Origin of the sequence: Streptomyces scabichelini (assembly GCF_011045015.1) — a bacterium.
Lineage (GTDB): Bacteria > Actinomycetota > Actinomycetes > Streptomycetales > Streptomycetaceae > Streptomyces > Streptomyces scabichelini.
This window is the reverse complement of the sequence record NZ_JAAKZY010000317.1, coordinates 1-9306: the sequence shown is the minus strand read 5'-3', so window position 1 is coordinate 9306 and position 9306 is coordinate 1. Positions and strand designations below refer to the sequence as shown.

Sequence of the window (9306 nt, the reverse complement as noted above, 5' to 3'; positions counted from 1 at the left end):
GGTGGGGGGTGCGGGGCCGTGGGCCGGTGCGTCAGCCCGTCGCAGGGTGGGCATACGGCCCGGTGTCGGTACACAGTGCGGCTGACCTGAGAACGAACCTACGCGACGGGCATACGACGCACCGACCCACGCCCCCTCCCGCCGGTGGGTGAGTGGCAGGTGCGTTGGGGCTTGGGGCTCGATTATTCACGTGGGAGCTGGGGGCTCGTCTTTTAGGGGCGCGGGGAACTGCGCGACCAGCCACGACGGCGCTGCAGCCGACAACGAACCCAACCGCTCAACCGCCGGAGGCCCCCGCTCGGACCAGGCCCTCCATGACCCGCAGGTCGTCCCCCATCTCCGGGTGCCACTGGACGCCCAGGACCCAGCCGGGGCCGGAGAGTTCAAGGGCCTCCACCGTCCCGTCCGGTGCGTGGGCGGATGCCATGAGGCCGGAGCCGAGCTGGTCCACGGACTGGTGGTGGTACGTCGGGACGGAGGTCTCCTCCGGGACGAGGCCGGCGTACAGAGAGCCCGGTACGGGCTTCACCGTATGGCGCCCGAAGACGCCGACAACCTCGGCGTGGCCGTCGATGTGCTGCACGAGCGTCCCGCCGAGGGCGACGTTCAGGAGCTGCATCCCGCGGCAGATGCCAAGGAGCGGAGTGCCGGAGGCCAACGCGGCGTCGATCAGGGCGAGTTCCCAGCTGTCCCGCTCGGGGGCCGGAGGACCGGTGCGGGGCTCGCGAGCGGCACCGTAGCGCGCCGGATCCACATCAGGGCCGCCCGCGATCACGAGCCCGTCGAGCCGGGCGACGGCCGCGGCGGCGTGCGCGGGATCGTCCGGCGGCAGCATCGCGGCGAGCCCGCCCGCCGACCGCACCAGCCGCGGATACCCGATGGGCAGCAGCGCCGCCTCCAGCTCCCACACACCCCAGCGCGCGGACTCCAGATACGTACTGACTCCGATCAGCGGCCTGCCCGTCATCCCCACGCTCCCTGTAGCTCGTACACCCCTCAAGGAGAGGTTAATAGACCGGCATCAGACCTTTGCAGGGCCGCTCACATGACCGCTCATGTCAGGAAGCCCCGCAGCAGTGCCGCCGTGCCCCCGCAGTGCTCACGCATCATTTCGCGCGCCCCGTCCGCGTCCCCGTCGAGCACCGCCTCGACCAGCGCGGTGTGCTGCCGCTGGGAATGTTCCAGGTTCCGTACCAAGAGCGGGATGCAGTCCAGCAGGTCGTTCACGGTCGCGCGTACGGCCGCGTACTGGGCGGTGAGGGTCGGCGAACCGCACAGTTCGGCGAGCGTGAGGTGCAGCATCGTGTCCAGGCGCCGGTAGTCGGCGAGGGGTGCGTCGTGGGTGCGGGCGAGGGCTTCGCGCAGGCGGGTGGATCGGTCGGGGGACAGGCCGTGCGCCGCGCAGAGGCCGGCCGCGCCCACCTCCAGGACCTCACGGAAGCGCAGTACGTCCTCGATGTCCACGCCCGCGACCCGGCGGCGCAGCTCCGCCTCGCCGGGCGCCTCGGTCCTGGGCAGGACGAACGTCCCGCCGTACCGCCCGCGCCGCGACTCGACGAGGCCCTGGTCCTGGAGCACCTTCAGCACCTCGCGCAGCGTCACCCGGCTGATCCCGAGCCGTTCCGCCAACTCCCGTTCGGCGGGCAGCCGTTCACCACCGGGGACCAGACCGAGCCGCACGACCTGGAGGATCTGCTCCAGCGCCTCCTCGAAGCCGTTGCCCGCCCGTACCGGCCGCAGCACCGGCGTCAGCTGGTCGTTCGGCCGGTTGTCCGACCGGTCGTTCACGCCGTGCGCATTCTGCTGCGACATCTGGCCGCGCCCCCTTCCCAAGCAATGGTTCTCGGCAATACCTTATGGCTCTCGGCTGACCGAAGGAGGCCTTTCCCGTGGCCAACCGCACACCACCGCTCAGCGTCGAGGAGCTGCACGCCCTCGTCGCGAGCGGCGAGATCGACACGGTCGTCCTGGCCTTCCCGGACATGCAGGGACGGCTGCAGGGCAAGCGGTTCGCCGCTCGCTTCTTCCTGGACGACGTTCTCCATCACGGTACGGAGGGCTGCAACTACCTCCTCGCAGTCGACACCGAAATGAACACGGTCGACGGGTACGAGATGTCTTCCTGGGATCGCGGATACGGCGACTTCGCCATGCACCCGGATCTCAGTACGCTCCGCCGGGTCCCCTGGAACACCGGTACGGCGATGCTCATCGCCGACCTGGCCTGGAACAACGACGCCCCCGTCGTCGCCGCCCCCCGCCAGATCCTCCGCCGCCAGCTGGAGCGTCTCGCCGAGTACGGCTACACCGCCCAGGTCGGCACCGAGCTGGAGTTCATCGTCTTCAAGGACACGTACGAGCAGGCCTGGGACGCCAACTATCGGGGGCTCACGCCGGCGAATCAGTACAACATCGACTATTCGGTGCTGGGGACGGGCCGTATCGAGCCCCTGCTGCGCCGCATCCGCAACGAGATGCAGGCCGCCGGGCTGATCGTCGAGTCCGCCAAGGGCGAGTGCAATCCCGGGCAGCACGAGATCGCGTTCAAGTACGACGAGGCCCTGGTCACCTGCGACCAGCACGCCATCTACAAGACCGGCGCCAAGGAGATCGCCGCCCAGGAGGGCGTGTCCTTGACCTTCATGGCGAAGTACAACGAGCGCGAGGGCAACTCCTGTCACATCCACCTCTCGCTCGCTGACGAGCACGGCAGGAATGTCATGGCCGGGGACGGGCCCGGCGGCATGTCCGACGTCATGCGGCACTACCTCGCCGGGCAGCTGGCCGCGCTCAGGGACTTCTCTCTGCTGTACGCGCCCAACATCAACTCGTACAAGAGGTTCCAGCCGGGATCGTTCGCCCCGACCGCCGTCGCCTGGGGGTACGACAACCGGACCTGCGCGCTGCGGGTGGTCGGCCACGGGCGCTCGATGCGCTTCGAGAACCGGCTGCCCGGCGGCGACGTCAATCCGCACCTGGCCGTCGCGGGACTCGTCGCGGCCGGTCTGTACGGCATCGAGCAGCAGCTGGAGCTGCCGGAGGCGTGCGCGGGGAACGCGTATGCCGCCGAGTACGAGCATGTGCCCACCACCCTGCGTGAGGCCGCCGAGCTCTGGGAGAACAGCCCCATCGCCAAGGCCGCCTTCGGGGACGAGGTCGTCGCCCATTACCGCAACATGGCCCGCGTTGAACTGGATGCCTTCGACGCCGCGGTGACCGACTGGGAGCTGCGCCGCTCCTTCGAACGCTTGTGAGAGGTCTGTCTGTGTCGTCGTCTGTGTCTTCTGTGTTGTACGAGCATGAGCTTCAGGTTCTCAATCCGGCGACGGAGGACGTCATCGCCACCGTTGCGGCCGCCGGCGTCGAGGATGTCGACGCCGCCGTCGTACGGGCGGGTCGGGCGCAGGCCGGGTGGGCCGCCCTCGCGCCGGGTGAGCGGGCCCGGCTGTTGCGCCGCTTCGCCGTCGTCGTCGACGAACATGTGGAGGAACTTGCCCAGTTGGAGGTCCGTGAGGCCGGGCACACCATCGGCAACGCCCGCTGGGAGGCGGGCAACGTCCGTGATCTGCTCGACTACGCGGCCGGGGGAGTCGAGCGCCTGACGGGGCGGCAGATTCCCGTCGCCGGCGGGCTCGACGTCACGATCCTGGAGCCTCTTGGGGTTGTCGGCGTGATCGCGCCGTGGAACTTCCCGATGCCGATCGCCGCCTGGGGCACCGCGCCGGCGCTCGCGGCGGGCAACGCCGTCATCCTCAAGCCCGCGGAGACGACCCCGCTGACGGCTCTGCGGCTGGCCGAACTCGCCTTGGAGGCCGGTCTTCCCGAGGGGTTGTTCCAGGTGCTTCCGGGCGCGGGGCCCGTCGCCGGTGACGCGCTGGTCGAGCATCCTGGAGTGGCGAAGATCGTCTTCACGGGGTCAACGCCTGTGGGCAAACAGGTGTTGGCGAAGGGGTCGGCCCTCCTGAAGCCCGTCACCCTCGAACTCGGCGGCAAGAGCCCGAACATCGTCTTCGCCGACGCCGACATCGAGGCGGCCGCCGCGGCCACCCCCATGTCCTTCCTCGACAACTCAGGGCAGGACTGCTGCGCCCGCACCCGCATCCTCGTCCAGCGCTCGGCGTACGACCGCTTCCTCGAACTCCTCGCCCCGGCCGTCGAATCCGTCATCGTCGGCGACCCGGCCGACGAGAAGACCGCGATGGGCCCGCTGATCTCCAAGGCCCAGCTGGAGCGCGTACGTTCGTACGTCACAGACGGCACAGCGGGCATCCGCGGTACCGCCCCCGAAGGCCCCGGCTTCTGGTTCCCGCCCACCGTCCTGACCGGAATCGAGCCCCACGCGCGCGTGGCCGTCGAGGAGGTCTTCGGGCCGGTCGCCGTCGTGCTGCCTTTCGACGACGAGGCGGACGCGATCCGGCTCGCCAACGCCACCGAGTACGGACTCTCCGGCTCCATCTGGACCAGGGACGTGGGCCGGGCACTGCGTGTGTCCCAGGCCGTCCGTGCCGGGAACCTGTCCGTCAACTCCCATGCCAGCGTCCGCTACTGGACCCCGTTCGGCGGCTACAAGCAGTCCGGGCTCGGCCGCGAGCTCGGCCCGGACGCGCTCACCGCCTTCACCGAGACCAAGAACGTCTTCATCAGCACGGAGGGTCCCGCACAGTGACTCAGGCTCAGGCTCAAGAGAACATCTGCCGCCGCCTCGTCGGCCGCACCGCCGTCATCACCGGTGCCGGCAGCGGCATCGGCCTCGCCACCGCGCGCCGCCTCGCCTCCGAGGGCGCCCATGTCGTCTGCGGCGACGTGGACGAGCAGCGCGGCAAGGGGGCCGCCGAGGAAGTGGGCGGGATCTTCGTGAAGGTCGACGTCACCGACCCCGAGCAGGTCGAGGCGCTCTTCAAGACCGCGTACGACACCTACGGTTCGGTCGACATCGCCTTCAACAACGCCGGCATCTCGCCGCCCGACGACGACTCCATCCTGGAGACGGGCCTCGAGGCCTGGAAGCGGGTCCAGGAGGTCAACCTCACCTCCGTCTACCTGTGTTGCAAGGCCGCGATCCCCTACATGCGGCGGCAGGGGAAGGGCTCCATCATCAACACCGCGTCGTTCGTGGCCCGGATGGGCGCGGCGACCTCGCAGATCTCGTACACCGCATCCAAGGGCGGCGTCCTTGCCATGTCCCGCGAACTGGGCGTGCAGTTCGCGAGGGAGGGCATCCGTGTCAACGCCCTCTGCCCCGGGCCGGTCAACACCCCGCTTCTGCAGGAGCTGTTCGCCAAGGACCCGGAGCGGGCCGCGCGCCGTCTCGTGCACATCCCGGTCGGGCGGTTCGCGGAGGCCGAGGAGATCGCCGCGGCGGTCGCCTTCCTCGCCAGCGACGACTCGTCCTTCGTGAACGCCACCGACTTCCTGGTGGACGGCGGAATCGCGGGCGCCTACGTCACACCGTCCTGAGAAGAAGGGCGACCTGGCTGTGGTCAGCGCCTTAGAGTGCCGGGATGAGCATGACGCCCCCGCCCGGCTGGTACCGCGATCCATCGGCCCCGCATGTCGAGCGTTGGTGGGACGGGACCACGTGGACCGATCACCTGCGGGCGCCCGAGGTACCACAACAGCCCATGGCGCAGCCGGGAATGCCGCCAGGGATGCCGCCCGGGATGCCTCAACAGCCCATGGCTCAGCCGGGATTCACCCCGGCGCCCGGTGGCTCCGGCGGCGGCTCCGGCCGCGCGAAGGTGATCGCCCTCGTCGCCGCGGCAGCCGTGCTGGTCGCCGCGATCGTCACCGGCGCCGTCGTCCTGAACCGGGACGACGGCGCCCCGGAGGCGAACACCACGCCTGCGCCCGAGTCGTCCGCGCCCGCCGGCGACACGCCCTCGCCCTCGGCGTCCACCTCCGAACCGTCGGCCGACGACCCCTCCGTCGTCGTGGACGAGCTCAACGGCATCACCTTTCCGCTCCTCGACGGCTGGGTCAGACCCGAGTACGTCGCCGAGGACGACGTCGTGTTGATCACGCCCGGCACGTACACCTGCCCGGGCGACGACGGCCTGTGCCGCAGCGGCAGGGTCATCTCGCGCACGGTGACCTCGAACGACGAGAAGTCCCCCGAGTCGCTCGCCAAGGCCGACATCTCGGAGGCGGCGGACGAGGCGTACGACCGTGACCTCCTCGACCGCCGCCCCTACGACGGCATCAAGTCGCACAAGCTGGTCGAGCAGGGGCCGGTCGCGGTCGCGGGCCGCACCGGGTACTTCGTGCGCTGGCAGGTCACGACCCAGGTGGGGCCCGGGGGTTACGTCCAGTCGCTGGCGTTCCCGTCCAGCGTCGGCTCCCAGGCGCCGGTCCTCGTGCGGTTCGTCTTCGACAGGGGGCCGGACGGACCGCCGCTCGCCGACATGGACAGGATCACGAAGGGGATCCGGCCGGTGGGCGACGCGGGCACGGGCGGCGGCGTGGGCAGCAGCGTCGGTCCCACTCAATAGCGCGTACGGCTGGAGGGGTGCGTGCGGCTGTACGGCTAGAGGAAGGTGTGGCCTTCCCCTCGGTACGTCGGAACCGTCGCCGTCACCGTCTCGCCCTCCACGAGATGCAGCACCTCGAACCGCTCGCACAGTTCACCGGCCTTGGCGTGCCGGAACCACACCTTGTCGCCGATGAGCAGATCGTCGGCGGGAGAGCCGAGCAGTGGCGTCTGCACCTCGCCGGCTCCCTCCTGGGCGTCGTACCGCAGCCCCTCGGGGAGGTACGGCTCGGGCAGCCGGTCGGGGCCCGCCGCTCCCGAGGCCGGGTAGCCGCCGCCGAGGACGGTCACGACGCCCACGCCCGGCCTGCGTACGACGGGCTGTGCGAAGAGTGCGGCCGGACGCCCGCTGAACGAGGTGTAGTTGTCGAAGAGGCGCGGGACGTAGAGCCCCGAACCGGCCGCGATCTCGGTGACGCAGTCCTCGGCGGCGGTGTGCTGGACGCTGCCGGTGCCACCGCCGTTGACGAACTCGAGGTCCGGCGCCACGGCCCGTACGGCGCGGACGACTTCGCCACGCCGCTGGGCCAGCTCCCTGCGGGCCGCGGCCTGCATCAGCCGGATGGCACGCGACCGCAGCGGCCGTCCGCGCAGCGCGTCCCCGACACCGGCGATGTGCCCCTCGTACGCCATGATCCCCACGAGCCGGAATCCGGGCCGACGGGCCACTGTGCGGGCCATCTCGGCGACCTGGGCGGGGGAGTGCAGTGGCGAACGCCGGGCCCCGACGCGGACGCGTCCGCCGAGCAGTTTGAGTGAGGTGTCCAACTCCAGGCAGACGCGTACCACTTCGCGTCCGCCGTCCCGGGCGTCGTCGATCAGCTTCAGTTGCGCCGGATCGTCGATCATGACGGTGACGGAGGCCGCGAGCTTGGGGTCGCTCGCGAGTTCCGCGTACGCCTTCCGGTCTGCGGACGGATAGGCGAGCAGTACGTCCTCGAATCCGGAGCGGGCCAGCCACAGCGACTCGTCCAGGGTGAACGACATGATCCCGGCGAAACCGTCCCGGGCCAGGACGCGTTCGAGCAGGGCCCGGCAGCGTACGGATTTGCTCGCGACGCGTATCGGCTTGCCCGCCGCCCTTCGTACGAGATCCTCCGCGTTGGCGTCGAAGGCCTCCAGGTCCACGATCGCCACGGGGGCGTCGAGGTGAGCGGTGGCCCGGTCGTAGCGGGTCCGGTCTGCGGCGCGGGCAGTCATACCCCGAAGCCTGCCAGACGTGATTACCGCAGGGTAGGGGGACGTTCCGGGCAGATGCCGCGGGCCCGCGTACTGGTTCCCACTCGCACAGTGTCAGCCCGTAGAGTGACGCGCACGCAGAAAGGGAACGTTCCGGAGGAGTTCCTTTGGCGGGCCGGTTGCCCGAGTACGAGGAAACGGGGGGTGCATGAGCACGGAAGCGCGTCGCGCCCCCGTCCCACCGCGCCCGTCGACTCCGCCCGTCGGCACCCCGAGTGCGCCGGAGGGGCAGCCCTCCGGCGCAGATGACCAGCCGTCCGAGAACGTGCCGCAGGGAGCCGGCGCAATGGGGCCCCTGCCCGGACGCGACACCGGAGGCCCTCCGCGACGGCCCGGCATCGCGGGGGCGCGCCCCGGGGCCGGCGCTGCGGGTGGGCTCGAGGGGGATGACGGTCGGGGTCGGGCCTTCGAGGAAAACGGCGGCCGCGAGACCTCCCCGGCCACATCGCGCCGTTTCCCCGACCTCCGGCCCGCCGCCGAGCAGGAGCGGCCCCCGGTGACCCCACCCCCTCCGGCTGCCTCAGCCCGTTTCCCGGATACACCGCCTTCGACGACCGGCTCCCTGCCGCGCGTCGAGAGCACGGGGCGCCCATCGCGCCCGCCCACCGAGCCGAGGGCGACCGCGGTGTACGACGCCCCCTCGGCGGCCGAGCCGCGCCCGGCCACTGAGCCGAGGGCGACCGCGACGTACGGCGAGCCCTTGGCGGCCGAGTGGCGCTCGGCTTCGGGGAATGCCGACGGTTCAGCAGTCCCGCCGCGCCCGGCCACCGAGCCGCGGGCGATCGCGAGGCACGACGAGCGTCCTGACGCTCCGCAGTCCCCGGCGGCCGAGCCGCGCCCGATCACGAGGAACGTCGACGGTTCAGCCGTCCCGCCGCGCCCGGCCACCGAGCCGAGGGTGGCCGCGGGGCGCGACGAGCGTCCTGACGCTCCGCAGCGCCCGGCGGCCGAGCCGAGGATGACCGCGGTGTACGGCGAGCCCCCGGCGGCCGAGCCGCGCCCGGCCACTGAGCCGAGGGCGACCGCGACGTACGGCGAGCCCTTGGCGGCCGAGTGGCGCTCGGCTTCGGGGAACGTCGACGGTTCAGCCGTCCCGCCGCGCCCGGCCACCGAGCCGCGGGCGATCGCGAGGCGCGACGAGCGTCCTGACGCTCCGCAGCGCCCGGAGGCCGAGCCGCGCTCGGCCACGAGGGATGCCAACGGCGCAGCCGTCCCGCCGCGCCCCGCCACCGAGCCGCGCCCGGTCACGAGGGATGCCGACGGTTCAGCCGTTCCGCCGCGCTCGGCGGCAGGGAACGTTGACGGAACAGCCGTACCGCCACGTCCCGCCACCGAGCCGCGCTCCGCCACCGGGAACCCGGGCGGCGCAGCCGTCCCGCCGCGCCCCGCCACCGAACCGAAGGTGGCAGTCACCCCCCAGCAGCGGCCGGCCCTCCGCATCCCGCAGCGCCCCTTCGCGCCACCGAGGCCGAGCACTCCGGCGCCCCGGCGCCCCGGCCTGCCCGAGCAAACCGTCACGGAGACCACCACCCGGCTCCGCC

The 9306-nt window shown here is 71.5% G+C and carries 7 protein-coding genes and 1 pseudogene; 5 read left to right on the top strand and 3 right to left on the bottom strand.

Going from position 1 to position 9306, the window contains the following annotated elements; translation table 11 throughout:
* Positions 1-277: 277 nt before the first annotated feature.
* On the bottom strand, positions 278-967 hold the full coding sequence (locus tag G5C60_RS47510) for a gamma-glutamyl-gamma-aminobutyrate hydrolase family protein (RefSeq protein ID WP_165269994.1): 690 nt from the start codon (positions 965-967) through the stop codon (positions 278-280).
* An 86-nt stretch (positions 968-1053) separates the two neighbouring features.
* Positions 1054-1812 carry a FadR/GntR family transcriptional regulator gene (locus G5C60_RS47505; RefSeq protein WP_206440893.1) on the bottom strand — a complete coding sequence of 253 codons (759 nt, stop codon included), beginning with the start codon at positions 1810-1812 and terminating at the stop codon, positions 1054-1056.
* 77 nt (positions 1813-1889) lie between these two features.
* Between G5C60_RS47505 and G5C60_RS47500 the strand changes: the two genes are divergently transcribed.
* Genes G5C60_RS47500 through G5C60_RS47485 form a run of 4 tightly spaced genes read left to right on the top strand, consistent with a single transcriptional unit; the run spans position 1890 to position 6488 of the window.
* Positions 1890-3254, top strand: a complete 1365-nt coding sequence (locus tag G5C60_RS47500) for a type I glutamate--ammonia ligase (protein WP_165269992.1) — start codon at positions 1890-1892, stop codon at positions 3252-3254.
* Between the two features lie 23 nt (positions 3255-3277).
* Positions 3278-4666 carry an aldehyde dehydrogenase family protein gene (locus G5C60_RS47495; RefSeq protein WP_420907481.1) on the top strand — a complete coding sequence of 463 codons (1389 nt, stop codon included), beginning with the start codon at positions 3278-3280 and terminating at the stop codon, positions 4664-4666.
* Positions 4663-5457 carry a 3-oxoacyl-ACP reductase gene (locus tag G5C60_RS47490; protein WP_165269990.1) on the top strand — a complete coding sequence of 265 codons (795 nt, stop codon included), beginning with the start codon at positions 4663-4665 and terminating at the stop codon, positions 5455-5457. Before G5C60_RS47495 ends, G5C60_RS47490 begins: the two co-directional genes overlap by 4 nt.
* A gap of 50 nt (positions 5458-5507) precedes the next feature.
* Positions 5508-6488, top strand: a complete 981-nt coding sequence (locus G5C60_RS47485; protein WP_165269996.1) for a DUF2510 domain-containing protein — start codon at positions 5508-5510, stop codon at positions 6486-6488.
* Positions 6489-6523: 35 nt separating this feature from the next.
* Here G5C60_RS47485 and G5C60_RS47480 read toward each other — a convergent pair whose 3' ends face one another.
* Positions 6524-7726, bottom strand: coding sequence for an amino acid deaminase/aldolase (locus G5C60_RS47480; protein ID WP_165269988.1), 1203 nt, complete (start codon positions 7724-7726; stop codon positions 6524-6526).
* Positions 7727-8390: 664 nt separating this feature from the next.
* Between G5C60_RS47480 and G5C60_RS47475 the strand changes: the two are divergent.
* Positions 8391-9306: pseudogene (locus G5C60_RS47475) on the top strand (hypothetical protein); the annotation flags it as partial.